19 protein-coding genes are annotated in these 16,320 nt (G+C 69.8%); 7 read left to right on the top strand and 12 right to left on the bottom strand.

What is annotated here, in order from left to right:
• Positions 1 to 148: 148 nt before the first annotated feature.
• Positions 149 to 1,921: an acetyl/propionyl/methylcrotonyl-CoA carboxylase subunit alpha gene (locus PGH47_RS15425; RefSeq protein WP_271663915.1), complete on the bottom strand. Its 1,773-nt coding sequence runs from the start codon at positions 1,919 to 1,921 to the stop codon at positions 149 to 151.
• A 279-nt stretch (positions 1,922 to 2,200) separates the two neighbouring features.
• Positions 2,201 to 2,929, bottom strand: a complete 729-nt coding sequence (locus tag PGH47_RS15430) for a response regulator transcription factor (protein ID WP_271663916.1) — start codon at positions 2,927 to 2,929, stop codon at positions 2,201 to 2,203.
• Between the two features lie 360 nt (positions 2,930 to 3,289).
• On the opposite strand from PGH47_RS15430, the gene PGH47_RS15435 reads away from it, so the two are divergent.
• A complete protein-coding gene (locus tag PGH47_RS15435; protein WP_271663917.1) occupies positions 3,290 to 3,976 on the top strand; it encodes a ScbR family autoregulator-binding transcription factor in 687 nt (228 codons plus the stop codon).
• Between the two features lie 14 nt (positions 3,977 to 3,990).
• Here PGH47_RS15435 and PGH47_RS15440 read toward each other — a convergent pair whose 3' ends face one another.
• The 3 genes from PGH47_RS15440 to PGH47_RS15450 all read right to left on the bottom strand — a co-directional run bounded on the left by PGH47_RS15440 (position 3,991) and on the right by PGH47_RS15450 (position 6,898).
• Positions 3,991 to 4,779, bottom strand: a complete 789-nt coding sequence (locus PGH47_RS15440; protein ID WP_271663918.1) for an SDR family NAD(P)-dependent oxidoreductase — start codon at positions 4,777 to 4,779, stop codon at positions 3,991 to 3,993.
• A gap of 86 nt (positions 4,780 to 4,865) precedes the next feature.
• Complete coding sequence (locus PGH47_RS15445; protein ID WP_271663919.1) at positions 4,866 to 5,807, bottom strand: NAD-dependent epimerase/dehydratase family protein; 942 nt, start codon at positions 5,805 to 5,807, stop codon at positions 4,866 to 4,868.
• Positions 5,808 to 5,842: 35 nt separating this feature from the next.
• The gene (locus PGH47_RS15450; protein WP_435887789.1) at positions 5,843 to 6,898 is read right to left on the bottom strand and encodes a ScbA/BarX family gamma-butyrolactone biosynthesis protein; all 1,056 of its coding nucleotides are present in this window, start codon (positions 6,896 to 6,898) and stop codon (positions 5,843 to 5,845) included.
• A gap of 103 nt (positions 6,899 to 7,001) precedes the next feature.
• Here PGH47_RS15450 and PGH47_RS15455 point away from each other — a divergent pair, with 103 nt between their 5' ends.
• Positions 7,002 to 7,673, top strand: coding sequence for a ScbR family autoregulator-binding transcription factor (locus tag PGH47_RS15455; protein ID WP_107905489.1), 672 nt, complete (start codon positions 7,002 to 7,004; stop codon positions 7,671 to 7,673).
• A 146-nt stretch (positions 7,674 to 7,819) separates the two neighbouring features.
• Positions 7,820 to 8,779, top strand: a complete 960-nt coding sequence (locus PGH47_RS15460; protein WP_271663921.1) for a D-2-hydroxyacid dehydrogenase family protein — start codon at positions 7,820 to 7,822, stop codon at positions 8,777 to 8,779.
• Positions 8,780 to 8,787: 8 nt separating this feature from the next.
• Here the strand turns inward: PGH47_RS15460 and PGH47_RS15465 are convergent, their stop codons facing one another.
• The 5 genes from PGH47_RS15465 to PGH47_RS15485 form a co-directional block, all read right to left on the bottom strand.
• Positions 8,788 to 9,375, bottom strand: a complete 588-nt coding sequence (locus PGH47_RS15465) for a DUF2087 domain-containing protein (RefSeq protein WP_271663922.1) — start codon at positions 9,373 to 9,375, stop codon at positions 8,788 to 8,790.
• A gap of 47 nt (positions 9,376 to 9,422) precedes the next feature.
• The gene (locus PGH47_RS15470) at positions 9,423 to 10,283 is read right to left on the bottom strand and encodes a tyrosinase family protein (protein WP_271663923.1); all 861 of its coding nucleotides are present in this window, start codon (positions 10,281 to 10,283) and stop codon (positions 9,423 to 9,425) included.
• The gene (locus PGH47_RS15475) at positions 10,267 to 10,761 is read right to left on the bottom strand and encodes a tyrosinase family oxidase copper chaperone (RefSeq protein ID WP_271663924.1); all 495 of its coding nucleotides are present in this window, start codon (positions 10,759 to 10,761) and stop codon (positions 10,267 to 10,269) included. The genes PGH47_RS15470 and PGH47_RS15475 overlap by 17 nt, the downstream gene beginning before the upstream one ends.
• Positions 10,762 to 10,868: 107 nt before the next feature.
• Positions 10,869 to 11,459, bottom strand: coding sequence for a vitamin K epoxide reductase family protein (locus PGH47_RS15480; RefSeq protein WP_030949930.1), 591 nt, complete (start codon positions 11,457 to 11,459; stop codon positions 10,869 to 10,871).
• Between the two features lie 104 nt (positions 11,460 to 11,563).
• Positions 11,564 to 12,334: a beta-glucanase gene (locus tag PGH47_RS15485; protein WP_271663925.1), complete on the bottom strand. Its 771-nt coding sequence runs from the start codon at positions 12,332 to 12,334 to the stop codon at positions 11,564 to 11,566.
• Between the two features lie 215 nt (positions 12,335 to 12,549).
• On the opposite strand from PGH47_RS15485, the gene PGH47_RS15490 reads away from it, so the two are divergent.
• From PGH47_RS15490 to PGH47_RS15505, 4 genes are all read left to right on the top strand, one after another.
• On the top strand, positions 12,550 to 12,945 hold the full coding sequence (locus PGH47_RS15490; protein WP_271663926.1) for a hypothetical protein: 396 nt from the start codon (positions 12,550 to 12,552) through the stop codon (positions 12,943 to 12,945).
• Between the two features lie 439 nt (positions 12,946 to 13,384).
• The gene (locus tag PGH47_RS15495; RefSeq protein ID WP_271663927.1) at positions 13,385 to 13,741 is read left to right on the top strand and encodes a hypothetical protein; all 357 of its coding nucleotides are present in this window, start codon (positions 13,385 to 13,387) and stop codon (positions 13,739 to 13,741) included.
• A gap of 63 nt (positions 13,742 to 13,804) precedes the next feature.
• Positions 13,805 to 14,125 (top strand): hypothetical protein, encoded by a 321-nt coding sequence (locus PGH47_RS15500; protein WP_107905496.1) that lies wholly within the window; start codon positions 13,805 to 13,807, stop codon positions 14,123 to 14,125.
• Positions 14,126 to 14,187: 62 nt separating this feature from the next.
• Positions 14,188 to 14,508: a hypothetical protein gene (locus tag PGH47_RS15505; RefSeq protein WP_107905497.1), complete on the top strand. Its 321-nt coding sequence runs from the start codon at positions 14,188 to 14,190 to the stop codon at positions 14,506 to 14,508.
• Between the two features lie 339 nt (positions 14,509 to 14,847).
• On the opposite strand, the gene PGH47_RS15510 is transcribed toward PGH47_RS15505, so the two are convergent.
• Both PGH47_RS15510 and PGH47_RS15515 read right to left on the bottom strand, forming a co-directional pair.
• Positions 14,848 to 15,153, bottom strand: a complete 306-nt coding sequence (locus tag PGH47_RS15510; RefSeq protein WP_125527654.1) for a hypothetical protein — start codon at positions 15,151 to 15,153, stop codon at positions 14,848 to 14,850.
• A 147-nt stretch (positions 15,154 to 15,300) separates the two neighbouring features.
• Positions 15,301 to 16,005, bottom strand: coding sequence for a hypothetical protein (locus PGH47_RS15515; RefSeq protein WP_271663928.1), 705 nt, complete (start codon positions 16,003 to 16,005; stop codon positions 15,301 to 15,303).
• Positions 16,006 to 16,320: the final 315 nt, after the last annotated feature.

Here is a 16,320-nt window from a genome sequence, read left to right on the forward strand (position 1 = left end):
TGACCGGATGAATTCACATCGCATGGCTCTCGGCAGAGTTCCGAGAAGCGCGAGAAAGGGAATCTGATGAATCTGACACCAGGTTCTTGGTTTTTCCGGACGCTTTCAAGGCGGTTCAGGTCAGACGAATGTCAAACCCCGTCAGAAATCAGTCCTTGATTTCGCAGATCGCGGCGCCGGAAGTGAGGGATGCGCCGACCTCGGCGGACAGGCCCTTGATGGTGCCGGACCTGTGCGCGTTGAGCGGCTGTTCCATCTTCATGGCTTCGAGGACGACGACGAGGTCGCCTTCCTTGACTTCCTGGCCTTCCTCGACGGCGACCTTGACGATGGTGCCCTGCATGGGGGAGGCGAGGGTGTCGCCGGAGGCGACGGGGCCGGACTTCTTGGCGGCGCGGCGCTTGGGCTTGGCGCCGGCGGCGAGGCCGGTGCGGGCCAGGGTCATGCCGAGGGAGGCGGGCAGGGAGACTTCCAGGCGCTTGCCGCCGACCTCGACGACGACGGTCTCGCGGCCGGTGTCCTCGTCCGCGTCCGCGTCGGCGGGGGCGGCGAAGGGCTTGATGTCGTTGACGAACTCGGTCTCGATCCACCGGGTGTGGACCGTGAACGGGTCGGCGGAGCCGGTCAGTTCCGGTGCGAAGGCGGGGTCCTTGACGACCGCGCGGTGGAAGGGGATGGCGGTGGCCATGCCCTCGACCTGGAACTCCTCCAGTGCCCGCGAGGCGCGCTGGAGGGCCTGTTCGCGGGTGGCGCCGGTGACGATCAGCTTGGCGAGGAGGGAGTCCCAGGCGGGGCCGATGACGGAGCCGGACTCCACGCCCGCGTCCAGACGGACACCCGGGCCCGACGGCGGGGCGAAGGCGGTCACCGTGCCGGGGGCGGGCAGGAAGCCCCGGCCGGGGTCCTCGCCGTTGATGCGGAACTCGAAGGAGTGGCCGCGCAGCGGCGGGTCGTCGTAGCCCAGGGCCTCGCCGTCGGCGATACGGAACATCTCCCGCACCAGGTCGATCCCGGCGACTTCCTCGGTGACCGGGTGCTCGACCTGCAGACGGGTGTTGACCTCCAGGAAGGAGATCGTGCCGTCCGCGCCGACGAGGAACTCCACGGTGCCGGCGCCGACGTAGCCGGCTTCCTTCAGGATCGCCTTCGACGACGCGTACAGCTCCGCGACCTGCGCCTCGGACAGGAACGGCGCGGGCGCCTCCTCCACGAGCTTCTGGTGGCGGCGCTGCAGCGAGCAGTCACGGGTGGAGACGACGACGACGTTGCCGTGGGTGTCGGCCAGGCACTGGGTCTCCACGTGCCGGGGCTTGTCGAGGTAGCGCTCGACGAAGCACTCCCCGCGCCCGAACGCGGCGACCGCCTCACGCACCGCCGACTCATACAGCTCCGGCACCTCTTCCAGGGTGCGGGCGACCTTCAGACCGCGTCCGCCACCACCGAACGCCGCCTTGATCGCGATCGGCAGACCATGCTGCTCGGCGAACGCGACGACCTCGTCCGCCCCGGCGACCGGGTCGGGGGTGCCGGCGACCAGGGGCGCGCCGGCCCGCTGGGCGATGTGACGGGCGGCGACCTTGTCACCGAGGTCACGGATCGCCTGCGGGGGCGGACCGATCCAGATCAGACCCGCGTCCAGCACGGCCTGGGCGAAGTCGGCGTTCTCCGACAGGAAGCCGTAGCCGGGATGGATCGCGTCCGCACCCGACTCGCGTGCCGCGGTCAGGACCTTGCCGATGTCCAGATAGCTGGTGGCCGGGGTGTCACCGCCCAGGGCGAACGCCTCATCCGCGGCGCGGACATGCAGAGCGTCACGGTCCGGCTCCGCGTAGACGGCCACGCTCGCGATCCCGGCATCCCGACAGGCCCGGGCCACGCGGACAGCGATTTCGCCACGGTTGGCGATGAGCACCTTGCGCACGACGCGTTCTCCCCGTTCGTCACCGGACCGTGAGTCAAAGCCTCGCCCGTGCCGGACCGTCCGTTCAAGGGCGTTCCTTTCAGGAACAGGTCAGATTCCGCAGGCCCTGTGCGGCTGTGTCCGAACAACTTCAGAGGAACGTCGGTAAATCTCAGAGGAATGCAAAATTCTCCAGGTGGACGTATACGAAAGGGGCGCCCCCGCGTCCGGGGGCGCCCCTCTTTCGATCTCGTCCTGGAGCGGCCGCGAGTCTTCGCGGGTCTGCCGCTCACCCCGCGTTCAGCCGCCTTCCCCGCCGAAGCGGAATCCGACGCCCCGCACGGTGACGATCCAGCCACTGCCACCGAGCTTGTTGCGGAGGCTGCTGACGTGCGTGTCCACGGTCCGCCGGGACCAGGAGTCGCCCCAGATCTGATGGATGAGGCGCTTGCGGGGAATGACCGTGTCGGGAGTGGAGGCGAGCATGTACAGCAGGTCGAACTCCTTGCGGGTGACGTCGACCGGACGTCCGTGCAGCGTGACCTCGCGGGAGCCGGCGTCGATGCGCAGCGGGCCGTGGCTCACGACCCGCTCGGCGGGTTCCGGCGTACGCACCCGGCGCATGACGGCCTCCATGCGGGCCATCAACTCCCGGAAGCCGTAGGGCTTTACGAGGTAGTCGTCGGCGCCGGCCTGGAGGCCGAGCACCCGGTCGAGTTCGGATCCGCGGGCGGTGACGGCGATCACCGGGACATCACAGGTGGACCGGATGCCGCGGCAGACCTCCAGCCCGTCCAGATCGGGGAGTTCGAGGTCGATCAGTACGAGGTCGGCGTCCGCGTACGACTGGAGCGCGGCGCCTCCCGAGGCCACGCTGTCCACTTCGTGTCCGTGCCGCTTCAGCGCGCGCACCAGGGCTTCCGCCTCGGCCGCGTTGTTCTCCACGACGAGAACTCGCCAGGCCGTCACCTCCCCACGCCGGGGAGCCGGTATGTGAGGCTCCACCAGATTCGTTGAACGCTGGCTCATTAGTCCCCCTAGCTAGTCCAGCTTTGTCCGAATCGTTCACTTTAGGAACGTCCACTGGAAACCTACAAACCGATCCTCCGGTATGTCAATGATCCTTAGGTCCGTTGACGACTCGCACAAATGTCGTTCAACGGGACGTCAAATCAAGTCCGACGCCGCATACTTCAGCGAAACTGCAGGAAAATGACGCAGTTTTTCCGCGACTTCGCAGGCCGAAGGCGCTTTCGCGGTCACCGGTCGGAGGCTGACAAACAGTCAAAACGGTTTGTTATGATCCATCGCCCTTCCTCACCGGGACTGGAAGCAGGAGGAGCCGAAAGTGAACATCAGGGAAATCACGGTGCGGCTGAGAGGCCGAAGATGATCAAGCAGGAACGAGCCGCACGCACCCGTGACGCGCTGCTGCTCGCGGCGGCCGGGGAGTTCCGGCGGCACGGATACGACAAGGCGAAGCTGTCCGTCATCAGCGCCGAGGCCGGAGTCAGTTCCGGCGCGCTGCACTTCCACTTCGAGAGCAAGGCCGCCCTGGCCGAGGCCCTGCGCAACGAGGCCTCGCACTCGCTGCGCCGAGCCGCCCGCCTCGTCCACAGCCGGCGTACCAGCGCGCTCCAGGCCCTGGTCGACGTCTCGCACACGCTGGCCGACCTGCTCCGGCGCAGCAGCGTCGTACGCGCGGGTTTCGTGCTCAGCTGTGAGACCGAGCAGGGCACGGGACTCGATCTGCGTCAGGAGTGGCAGTGCTGTGTGCAGCAGCTCCTGGCCGAGGCCGACGACGAGCGCACGCTCGCGCAGGGCGTGGCCCAACAGCACATGGCGGGCGCCCTGGTGGCTTCGACGGTCGGGTACGAGGTGCTGAGCAGGTCCAACCCGGAGTGGCTGTCCTGCGTCACCCTCACCGCGTTCTGGGAGCTGCTGCTGCCCACGCTCGCCACGGCCCAGACCCTGGCGCGACTGGAGTCGGCAGGCACGGAGGCGGCGCACCGGGCCTCGGCCACGGCCCTGCGCACGGGCTGTTCCCCGGCCCCCGTCGGCCCGTCCGCGCCCTGAGGTCCGGGTCGCCGTCACAGATCCGTGCCTCCGCTGACGTCCAGGTACTGGCCGGTGATCCACCGGGAGTCGTCGGAGGCGAGGAACGCGACCACGTCCGCCACGTCCGAGGGGCGGCCGATCCGGTCGAAGGCGGAGCGTGCGGCCAGGGCGGCCCGCGCCTCGGGGGTCGCCCGGCGCCGCGCGTTCATGTCCGTCTCGATGAACCCGGGCGAGACGGTGTTGACGGTGATGCCGCGCCCGGCGAGTTCCTTCGCCAGAGCCAGGGTCATGGTGTCCAGCGCCCCCTTGGACATGGCGTACGCGACGGACTCCGGGAAGGCACGCCGTGAGGCGAGCGAGGAGATGTTGACGACCCTCCCCCCGTCCCGCATCCGTGCCAGCGCCCCCTGCACGAGGAAGAAGGGCGCCTTGGCGTTCACGGCGATCATGCGGTCGAAGACCTCCGGGTCCGCCTTCCCGATCGGCCCCGAACCGCTCACGCCCGCGTTGTTCACGAGGATGTCGAGCGTGCCCTCGGCGCCGCCCGCAGCCCCCGTCTGCTCCCGTACCCCCGCGTCGAAGGCAGCGAAGACGGCGTCCACGTCACCGGGCACCCCGAGCTCCGCGCCGACCGGGAAGGCCCGGCCGCCTCTGTCGCGTATGCCCGCGATCACATCCAGTGCGGCGGCCTCGCTGCGGCCGTAGTGCACGCCGACCAGCGCCCCGTCGTCGGCGAGCCGCTCGGCGATGCCTCTGCCGATCCCCCGGCCGGCGCCGGTGACCAGTGCGATCTTGTCCGTCAGTGCGCGTTTGGTGTTCACGAAGACCTTGCGTGTCGAGGGAGGAAGGGGAGGTCGGGAATACGGAACGAGGGTTCAAGAAGGGAGAAGGGCATGCGCCCCCCGGGTCAGCCGGCCAGGAACTCCCGGTACCACGAGGCGTGTTCGGCCAGGCTCTCCGCGAACCCCGCTCCGGGATCGATGCCGGCACCGGCCCAGAAACCGTCGTCCGCGAACCAGTGGTCCACGGCGAGCATGCCGAGGTGGTGCAGCACGCGTGGCTGCCCGGCGAGCCGGTCCCGCGCCTCGTCGATGTCCACGGCGGCGCCCGGCAGCCGCAGCCCGAGCCGGCCGGCCACGGAGTCCAGGAGTTCCGAACAGTCCACCGGCTGTGGGTGGTTGACGTGATGTACGCCGGCGAGGTCCCGGTCCGACAGCCCGGCGGCGACCACCGCGCGCCCCAACGCCCGTACGTCGACCACGGAATGCCGCGCCGCGCACTCCTTGAGCCCCGCCGACAGCACGCCCAGCAGCGCCGCGAGCCCGGGCACGACCCAGCGGTCACCGGCCCCGAGGACGAGGTGCGGGCGCAGCACGACCCCGCCCGCGTCCAGCACATGACGCTCGGCGGCGGCACGGGAACGGCTGGTCGGCGAGGCCGGCGCGAGCGGCAACTCCCCCGCCGGCGCACCGGAGAAGGGTCCCCGCCCGTAGACGGCGGCCGTGCTCACGTACACGATCCGGCCCGCCCCGGCGCGCGCCGCCTCCTCGACGAGGGCCCGGGTGCCGTGGTCGTTGACGGTCTCGTTGCGCCGCTCGTCGTCACCGATGTGCGAGGCGCAGTGCAGGACGACGTCGACGCCGTCGCAGACCCCGCGCAGCGACTCCGGGTCGGCGAGGTCCCCCCGTACGACGTCCGCCTCCGGGGCGGCACCCGCCGGGAGGCGCGCGGGATCGCGCAGCAGCAGCCGGACCCGGGACGGCGTGCCGCCCTCCGGCTTCCGCAGGGCGGCGAGGACATGCCCGCCGATGAAGCCGCTTCCCCCGGTGACGAGGACGCGTGCTGACAAGGTGGGTTCCTCCCTCTCGGCCGACGGTTCGCGCGTCACGGCCGGCGCTCGGCGCCGGGCCCGCTGCGGGAGCCGCAGGGGTCGAGGGGCGGTACGGCGGACTCCGACGCCGCGACCGTCACCGTACAGCGGAAGACCTCGGCGTCGTCCTGGAGGCCGCGCACCCGGACCGTGCTCGGGTCGGGGTCGCCCGCGGTCAGGGCGTCGGCCTCGATCCAGCAGGGGCTGTCGAGTTCGGCGTACCGCGAGAAGACCATGTCCATGTCGGTGACGACCATCAGGCCGGGGAAGAGAGAGAAGGCCGTGGCCGCCTGCCGGGCCGCCTCCAGCAGCACGAAGCCCGGCACATGGTCGTCCGGCCGCCGGAACAGCGTGGGATGCGCGGTGTTGACCCGGAGCTGCCAGGCCCCGGGGCGCGGGGACGGGGCGAGGACGACGGCGGCGGCGTCCTCGCGACCGACCGCCTGGGGCGGCAGGCCGGGCAGCAGCGGCACCGGACGGCCGGTCAGGGACAGCCGCTCACCGCGCAGTCGGCGATAGGCCCGGTCCGAGACACAGTCGAGCCTGCCGTCGGCGGTGGCGACGACCCGGCCCTTCCGGCGCAGCACCATCGCGCACCGCATGCCCGCGAGCCGCCGGCCCCGGCGCCGTACGTCGCCGCAGGTGATGTCGGCGACGACGTCCTCGGACGAGTCGTCCAGCAGCATCCTGGCCGGCGAGGTCGAGTATCTGATGCGCTGCATCACGAACCGGTCCTCGACGGGCACCGCGAACGCGGCGTGAGCCAGCAGCATCGAGCCCTGCCGCAGGGTCTCCGGTATCAGCAGCGGGTCCTGGAAGCGCCCGGCCACCTCGGTGAAGAACCGGTGCCGGCGCGGCCAGCGGGCCCTGACCTGGAAGTGCGTGTCGTCGAGGCGGCGCCAGGCCACCGGGAAGGCGTCCCGCGGGTCCGGCCGGTGCACCTGCTCGCCGGTTACCTCCGTGTGCCATGCGACCGTTGCAGGGACGGGCCCCCCGGCCTCTGTGGTTTGCTCGTCCCGTGCGGTTCCGTCAAGAGATCGCACCCGGTCCATGGCTCCCCCCGAGCTCATTCGCCAGAGCGAGTCACCCCCGCCCGACGAGTAACATACGTGTGATCCGGTTTTCTTTTCAATACACGACGTAATGTGCTGCATGCACACGGTGGAGGGACCCATGGCCCAGCAGGACCGTGCGATCAGGACCCGGCGTTCGATCCTCGAAGCGGCCGCGAGGGTGTTCGGCGAGCGCGGCTACGCCTCGGCCACGGTGGAGGAGATCCTCAACCGCGCGGGCGTCACCCGGGGCGCCCTGTACTTCCACTTCTCCTCCAAGGAGGAGGTCGCGCTGGGCGTGCTGGAGGCCCAACTGCCGCTCGACCGGCTTCCCGAGAGATCCAGCAAACTCCAGAAGCTCGTCGACCACGGCATGGTCATGGCCCACCGGCTGCAGCACGATCCGCTGGTGCAGGCGGGCGTCTCCCTCGCCCTTGACCAGGGCGCACGCGAACTGGACCGCGACGCCGCGTTCCGCGCTTGGACCGAACAGCTGGAGCAGATCCTCACCGAGGCGCGGTCCCAGGGCGAACTCCTGCCGCACATCGACGTGACCGACACCGCCGAGTTCCTCACCGGCGCCTTCGCCGGCGTCCAGGCGATGAGCCAGGCCAGCTGCAACCGCGCCGACCTCGGCCGCCGGGTCTCCGTCCTGCTCCGGCACGTCCTGCCGAGCATCTCCACGCCGGCCCTGCTGGCCGCCCTCGACCTCTCGCCGGACCGGGGCGAGCGCGTCTTCGAGGAGTACGAGGCGAACTCCCCGGCACCCGCCGCACCCGTGACGCAGGGTTAGCGATCGCACATCGGTAACCAAACCGATCGGTCTGGTTAATCGGAACTCCTCTCTCACGACTCACCGGCCTGTATCGGCCGCACCCGCCCCGCTTCCGTACAGTCGTTCCAGTTCGGTCGTCCGACCCGGCCACGAAAGGAACCACCGTGCGGCTGCGCTGTGCTGTGCTCGACGACTTCCAGGACGCGGCGACGAAGGCCGCCGACTGGTCGCCGCTCGCGGACGACGTGGAGGTCGTCCCCTTCACCACCCACCTCCCCGACGAGGACGCGCTGGCCGCCGCCCTCGCCGACTTCGACATCGTGGTGACGCTGCGGGAACGTGTCCCGTTCCCCGCCTCGCTGATCGCCCGGCTCCCCCGGCTGCGGCTGCTGATCGCGTCCGGCATGCGCAACACCGTCATCGACTACGCCGCCGCCGAGGCGCACGGCGTCACCGTCTGCGGCACGGCCAGTTCCTCCACGCCGCCCGTCGAACTCACCTGGGCCCTGCTGCTGGGCCTCGCCCGCGGCCTCGTCCGGGAGAACGACGCGCTGCGCTCGGGCGGCCCCTGGCAGAGCACGGTCGGCGCCGACCTGCACGGCCGCCGCCTCGGCCTGCTCGGCCTGGGCAAGATCGGCAGCCGTGTCGCACACGTCGGTCTCGCGTTCGGCATGCACGTCAGCGCGTGGAGCCAGAACCTCACCAAGGAGTACGCCGACGAGGTGGGCGTCCATCTGGCCGCCTCCAAGGAGGAGTTGCTCGCCGAGAGCGACTTCGTCTCGATCCACCTCGCCCTCGGCGACCGGACCCGCGGCCTGCTCGGGGCACCCGAACTCGCCCTGCTCAGGCCGACGGCGTTTCTGATCAACACCTCACGCGCGGCGATCGTCGACCAGGACGCGCTGCTGGCCGCCCTGCACGAGGGCCGGATCGCGGGGGCCGGGGTGGACGTCTTCGACGTCGAGCCGCTGCCCGCCGACCACCCGATGCGCACGGCCCCCCGCCTGCTGGCCACCCCTCACCTGGGCTATGTCTCGCAGGCCAACTATGCGACGTACTACGGCCAGGCGGTCGAGGACATCCAGGCGTACCTGGCGGGCTCACCGGTACGCAGGCTGCCCTGACGACCGGCTCAGGCGCTCTCGGCCCGCCCGGACTCGGCCGTCCGGCGGTAGATGCCCTCGCTCCGGCGCAGATGGTGCAGGTCCACCAGGTAGCGCCGGAGCGTCACATGGTCGATCTCGTCGCTGTCCTCGCACCAGCCGCGCAACCGCTCGTCGACGGCGCGCTCGGGATACTCGACGCCGGGCTCGAAGCTCCGCTCGGCGATGTACCGCAGGACCAGCTTCTTGCGGGTCCACTGTGCCGGGAGCCGGACCAGCCGGCCGTCCCGGACGAAGGTCCGCAGCACGATGTCGGTGCGCGCGTCGCCGGTGTCCGGGTCGCCCGCGGCGCGGGAGTCGGCCTCGCGCTGCGCCGCGGTGCGGGCGTACTGCCTGAACAGGTCGTAGGCGACGCCCAGTTCCCCGTCGCCCTGCGCGCTCACCACGCCCTGCTCGCGCAGCCGCAGCAGTGCCAGCGCCGTCTCCTTCGGGGACAGCCCCGCCGCCCGGGCGACCTCCTCGGTGCTTCCCGCTCCGAGCGCGACAGCGGCGAAGGCGCGCACCCGGCTCTCCTCGGCGAACAGCCGGACCAGTTGTTCCGTGGGATCGGTTGCCATGCGCGGAGGCTATTCGACCGGGGCGCCGGTCGAGGAGCGATTTTTTACTACGCGTACCGGTAGATCCGGGACACGTCCTCCAGGTCGTCCGGCGTCACGTCCCACGGTGGCAGCCGCTCGTGGCGGGCGACGATCCGCCGGTACTGGACGCTGCCGCGGCCTGGCGGCCTGTCCGGCAGGTAGCGGTGGTTGCGATGGCGCTGCTGCCAGCGGGTCCACTGCATGTCCAGGAAGGCGTGGTGCAGCCAGAACACGGGGTCGTTGACGGAGGCCCCGCCGAGCATGGCACCCCCGACCCAGCGATGCACCCGGTTGTGGTTGCGCCACGACTCCGGGCCCCGGCCCCACCCCTCCAGCTTGTTGCGGAAGCCCCTGCTCACCGTCGAGTTCCAGGGCTCGACGTCGTAGACGGGGTCGTCCAGCGCCTGCTTCAGATCGTCCTTGGTGGGCAGGCCGATCGGGCTGCGGGAGCGGCCCAGGTCCCGGGTGAGGAAGTCGCCGGCGGTGACGCTCGCCCTGATGGTCCAGTTGCCCGTCCCCCGGGCGAACGGCCCTGTCATCACCCGCCGGTCACCGGGCCGCCCGTTGCCGCCCAGCAGATCGTCGGTCCAGGGCGTCGAGTTGGTCCCGCGGTCCTTCGTCCAGTCCCAGTACGGCACCGTCACCGAGTCGTCGAAGCGGCGCAGCGCCTCCTCCAGGTCCAGCAGGAACATGCGGTGCCAGGGCAGGAAGGAGGGCGTCATGTGCGCGGCGCGCAGGCCCCGGTCGCCGTCCCCGACGAAGTGCGCGATGTGCAGCCGTACGAACTCGTCGTACTCGCCCCGCCGCTTGACCATCAGCATCGCCTCGATGAACCGCCGACGCTCGGTGCGGGTCAGCCTGCTCACGTTCTTACGCACGTACACCATGCTGCGCCTCCCCGTGCGGGTGACCGTCGCCGAACGGCCCGGGAGCCAGATGACGCAGCTGCTCGCGGGGCCCGAGCTCGTCGACGGCCGCACGGGTCGCCTCCAGCGGGGTCCCGTACCAGCTGTAGTGGTCGACCATGCTCAGCCAGGTGCCGTCGGCCCGGCGCATCAGATGCAGCGGCTGGCCGTCCACCGTGACGTGCCAGGCGACGTCGAGGGCGCTGAGGCCGCCGTGGGAGACCGGACTGCCCTGGATACGGCGACCCCGATAGGTCTCGTCGAAGGAACCGCCACCGGGCGGCCGGTCGGCGGACCGGGAGGGCCGGGAGGCGCTGATGACGGGGGCCAGAGCCAGTGCGGACGAGGCCAGCAGCAGCCGCGCCGCCTCCCGCCGCGTCCATGTCCGTGACCCGCTGCCCCCGGGGGCGTCCGAGCCGGGGACCCCGCCCACCGAAACCCCACCTGCGCTGACGGCCATCGCTCACTCCTCGTACGGTTCGGTGTTCGTACGAGTAGCAGTTCCGGGCTCCGAGCCGTCAGCACCGAGGCGTCCGTACGGCCGTGTCGCCCCGGGTGCAGCAATAGTCAGCTTGTCCAGAAATCCCACCAACGGGTCAGGATCAGCATGCCGACGATGCCGATGTGCAGCACCGGCAGCACCCACGTGAACTCCTCGAAGAACGCCCGCACCGGACGCGGCGCGGGCAGGAAGCCGGCCCGTACGACGAGGGACGTCACGTACCAGAACAGCGGGATCGTCCCCAGCCAGGCCAGACAGCACCACAGGCACAGGGCGTTGATCCGGTACAGGGACTCGAACTGGAGCCAGGAGACGAACCCGACCCCGAACAGGCAGCCGGCCGCGAAGGTCAGCCAGTACCAGCGCGGGAAGGTGACCCCGGCCAGCAGGCTCACCCCGACGCAGATCACGATGCCGTAGGCCACCAGACCGAGCATGGGATTGGGGAACCCGAAGGCCTCGGCCTGGTCGCTCTCCATCACGCTGCCGCAGGACACCACCGGGTTCAGACTGCACCCCGGGGTGAAGTCGGGGTCCTCCAGCAGCTTGAACTTGTCGAGGGTGATGACCCAGGAGGCCACCAGTCCGGCCGCCCCGCAGATCACCACCAGCAGGGCGAACGCCCGGCCGCTGCCGGCACGTGAGTTAGGGACCACCGCGCGACCTTATCGACGGCCCGCGGCGGCTTCCGGCACGCTCGCACCCGACCGGCCGACAACCCTCGGGCCCGCCGCCCGAACGGGGGATCCCGGGGGCGCGGTCAGCGGTAGACCCGCAGATGGTCGACGTCGAAGGTGATCGGGTCCGGGCCGCAGGGCGCCGGGTGATGCTCGCCGGCGCTCAGCGACAGGTTCAGGATCGGATACGCCGACCAGTGGTGGCCGACGCCCGTGTCGTCGGCGAAGACGCACTCGCCGTTGACGAACCACTCGACGCACCGTGCGCCGTAGCGGGTGCCGATGGTCACCCAGCGGCCGGGGGCGACCGCGTCCGCGTCGGTGAAGTACGTCGCCGCGCAGTTGACGTGGTTGGACAGCTCCAGCAGATGCGGGTTGTCCGGGTGGTACTCAAAGCTGTCGACCTCGTTCTCGCCGTCCTTCCAGGTCCACAGCGCGGGCCAGGCCCCCATTCCCGAGGGGAGCCGGACGCGGGTCTCGACGAGGTCGCCGGTGCGCACCCGGAATGCCTCGTCGGAGTACTCGGTGGTGAGCAGCCCGGTGCGCCAGGCCGGCCGGCCGTTCTCGAGGGTGCGGCCGTCGGGGGTGGCGGTGAAGGTGGCCACGCCGTCCGAGACGGTCACACAGCCGGGGTCGAGCCAGTCGAGCTTGTTGTCGTCCGGGTTGTGGTCGCAGTAGCGGAACGCGCTGGTGCGATCGCCGACCCAGCGGGCGCCCCAGGCGATGGGCGCGTCGAACTCCTCCGCCCAGACGAGCGATCCCGGCGGGGTCCGGGGCGGGGTCCGGGGCGGGGTCCGGGGCGAGGTAAATTTATCTCCGCCTGTGAACATGTCGAGGAGAGCGCTGAATTTCATATTTCCGATCATGCAGGTCGTCCTGCCGATCCGGAAGCACCATAGGATGAATTACTCCACGGACCAGATGCCAATCCCTCCGAATGCCGCTGCGCATTGCATTCTTCACCTCGCCGACTTTCATGCGTATGGAGTAACGCGTCGCTTTTGCAGTGGCGATGGACTGCTATGTTCTCCAACCGTCGGATCAGAGGTACTTTCAAGCGAGGTGAATCATGAAGAAGGCAGTTTTCACCACTGCGGCGTTGGCGATCGGTGCGGGTCTTGTGGGCGGTTCCGCTGTCGCGGCGTCGGCCGCTGTCGGAGGCGGTTCGGGGCTTCCCAGCAGCCCGCTCGGGCTCATGTCCCCGACCAAGGTGACCCCGGCGGTCGTGCCGGCCGCCGACACGGTGACGCGGCTGGCCCGTGACGGCGGGGTCGCCAAGGGCACCGCTTTCGACAAGAACAGCACGAGCCCGATGTCCGGCGTCTACCTGGACGGCATGGACCCGGGCGCGGCCAAGAAGCCCACTATTCCGGTGAAGAACCCGGCCGGCAGCGGCTCCGTGCAGGTCCGCCCGCTGAAGGCGCCGACCGCCGCCGGTCTCGGCACCCTGCTCCCCGGCAAGTGACGGCCCGGCATCCTTACGAGTCGGCAGTACCGGCGAAAGCCGGACCCGGAATTCCACATCTCTGATCCGGTTCTCGGCGGTCGGAAACCGTCGGCAGACCCGGGCGCTGGATCCGGACCCGCAGTTCCAGATCCGCGCACGGCGGGCACACGAGCCCACCGGCACCCGTGAACCATCGTCCGGCCCACCGGCCCTCCCCTCGCCGGTGGGCCGGACGCATGTCAGCGCCCGTTCCTGAATGTATTCGGCGGCACCCGGGGCATATTCCCGGAGCCCGCTCAGGGAATGAACAGAAAGCCTGGTCCGCCGCTTGGCACACCGCGTTGCGCCATCCGATGGAATCTACCCATGTTTGAATGTTCCCGCCGTGACTTATGCATGCATATACGGGTTTCCTTTTCGTAAGCGTGCGCAACCGTGAATTCAGGAAGGAACCGAGTTGTCCAAGAAGTTCGCGGTCATCACGGCCCTCGCCCTCAGCACCGTCGTCAGCGCCGCCGGCGTCGCCTCCGCGGGCGGCTACGGCAACGGTGGCAACGGCACCAGCACCAGCGGCACCACCACGACCGTCAAGGGCGGTAGCGGCTTCTCGTCCGGCCCGGTCGTCGTGAACGAGCCGCAGCAGGGTGTCCTCGTCGTCAACGGCACCGTCATCGACGGCCGCTGCATCGCCCCGTGGTCCAACGGAGCGGTTCTCGGTGGCGTCGCGGCGCCGAACTCGCACTACGCCGCCTGCAACACGGAGAAGGTCGACCAGCAGCAGAAGTCCCCGTACGTCGCGGGCCTCCTGTTCTGAGCACCGCGCCGAGCGATTAGCAGCAGGTGAATCCCCCAACGCAGCCCCGAAAGGCGCAAACCCATGCGTAACAAGGTTACGGCTATCTCCGCCCTCGCAGCAGGCATCGCCCTCGCGGCCGGCGGTACCGCCGCGGCCGACACCACGGTCACCCGGGTCGAGGGTGGCAGCGGCTTCTCGACGTCCCCGGTCGTCGTGAACGCGCCCCAGCAGGGCCTTGTGATCGTCAATGGCACCGTGGCCGACCTCCGCTGTGTCGCCCCCTGGTCCGACGGAGCCGTGCTGGCCGGCGTGGCCGCGCCGAACTCGCACTACGCCGCGTGCAACACCGGCAAGGTCGACCAGTCGCAGAAGGCCGTCTACAAGGGCGGACTGCTGTTCTGACTCCTGCTTCGAGCAATTCGAGGCAGGTAAACCCCCCATCGCAGCCCGGAAAGGCTCAACTCATGCGCAATAAGGTTATGGCTGTCTCCGCCATTGCCGCAGGCATCGTCCTCGCGACCGGTGGCGCCGCCGCGGCCGACACCGACACCACCACCGTCAAGGGCGGTAGCGGCTTCTCGGGGTCCCCCGTCGTCGTCAACGACCCGCAGCAGGGCCTTGCCATCGTCAACGGTGCTGTCATCGACGGCCGCTGCATCGCCCCGTGGTCGAACGGCGCCGTCCTGGCCGCCACCATCGCGCCCAACTCGCACTACGCCGCGTGCAACACCGGCAAGGTCGACCAGCAGCAGAAGTCCCCGTACATCGGCGGCCTGCTGTTCTGATCAGTCCTTCACTCGATGGCGGCCCCCGGAGTTCCGGTGGGCCGCCATCGGCGTTCTCCGTGTTCGTGCACGGTGCGCCGGGCAAAGCCAATGGGCCCTGTCCGTCTCGGAGAGCGGACAGGGCCCACAGACATATCGAGAGCGCCGGCAAGGAGGAAAGAGCGCCCATTCACACGGACCAACGCGGCCACCTCACCCGCGGTCACCCGGAGTCGTCCGTTCGGCCCAATGGGGCCGCCGAAAATCACACTCCGTCATATCCCTCGGGCCGGACATGCCGAAGGGCCGGCTCCGAGAGATACGGAGCCGGCCCCGAGCGCGAGCCGTTGGGCCGCGAACTCACCTGTTGAGCGGAAGTCCACCGAGCAGCTGGCCGTCGACGGGGTTCGGCAGCGCGCCGCCGAAGACGGGGGTCTTCACCATGCCCGAGTCCTTCACGCCGGTCTTCACCTTGTCCGCCGTACGCTTCACGTTGTTGCCGACGTAGCCGGTCGGCAGCTTGGCGGCGGTGGGGAGGCTACGGGCGACCGTCTTACCGTTGTCGACGAGGCCCTGCCCCGACATGTCCACCGCGGAGGCGGGGACAGCGGCGCCGGCAATGGCAATCGAGCCGGCGACAACGGCAGCAGCCTTCAGGTTCTTCATCGTGGTCCTTTCCAGGTAAAACCGGTCCTCGTTCTCCCGGGCTAACGAGAGGGGGACCTCCCGGGAAACTCCGCGCTCTCAAGTTCCAGGAACTCATACGAAAAGACCCGTTGCGCCGGCAATGGCCGGCACAACGGGTCGGAGGGTTCAGGCGGCGGGCAGTTCGCGGTCGAGCTGCGTGGCGACCTTGACGTTCACGAGGGACTTGAGCACGTTGTCGGCGCTGGTGTCCACCTCTTCCTGGGAGCCGAGGGAGGTGAGCGCGCTCAGCAGGGAACTGAGCGTCTCGCCGAGGGCGCCGAGAGCGTCCGAGGTGAGGTTCGTCGTCTGGGAGGCCGTCTCAGTGGTCTCCGTCGTCGACGTACCGGTTGATGTCCCGGTCGCCGTCTCGGTCGTGGCCTCGGTCGCCGTCTCCGCCGCGGCCTCCTCGGTTGCCGCCGCCGCCTCGGCGAGCGCCTCCTTCTTGGCCGCCGCGACCTCCTTCAGGGCCGCGTCGATCTCCTTCTGGGCCTCGGCGAGGGCGTCCTTCCTGGCCTGGTCGGCCTCCTTGCGGGCCTGCTCGGCCTCCTTCAGGGCGGCGTCGATCTCCTTCTGGGCCTCGGCGACCGCGTCCGCGAGTTCCTTCGCCTCCGCCTCGGTGAGCGGGTCGTCGTCGGCGTAGACCGCGGTGTTCAGAAGGTGCGTCACCGGGGTCAGCGCGGTGCCGAGACCGGCCAGGGCCGGGTTCTGACTTCGGACGGCCGAGCGCCCGGAGTCCGGTGGGGCGGCGAGGGCGGGTGCGGCCGCCGTGCCCAGCAGGAGGGCCGCGCACAGGGCGGATATGGCGAAGTGCCGGGTGTTCGTCGAAGGCATGGAGTCCACCTCGAAGTGAGTTTTCGGATCGTGCGATCACCGTTAAACCGGCACGGCGCGCCCGCAACCGCTCACCACTCCGAACAGACCATTCTGAAAACCACACCGGGCGACGACTCCGAATGGGTGGTCCCGCGCGGGAATCAACCCGCAAAACGCTGCCGCTCCAACACTGTTGACCGGATAGAAGATAAATATGGATAAGTGGCTGGTACTGCTTATCTGCTGAACCCACGAAGCCGGTTGAAGCGCAGACCCTCTCGAACAGGCGCGGGATCTTATATCGGGAACGCGAGCCACACATCGTGTTACTGG

Source organism: Streptomyces sp. HUAS 31, assembly GCF_028198125.1.
Lineage (GTDB): Bacteria > Actinomycetota > Actinomycetes > Streptomycetales > Streptomycetaceae > Streptomyces > Streptomyces chartreusis.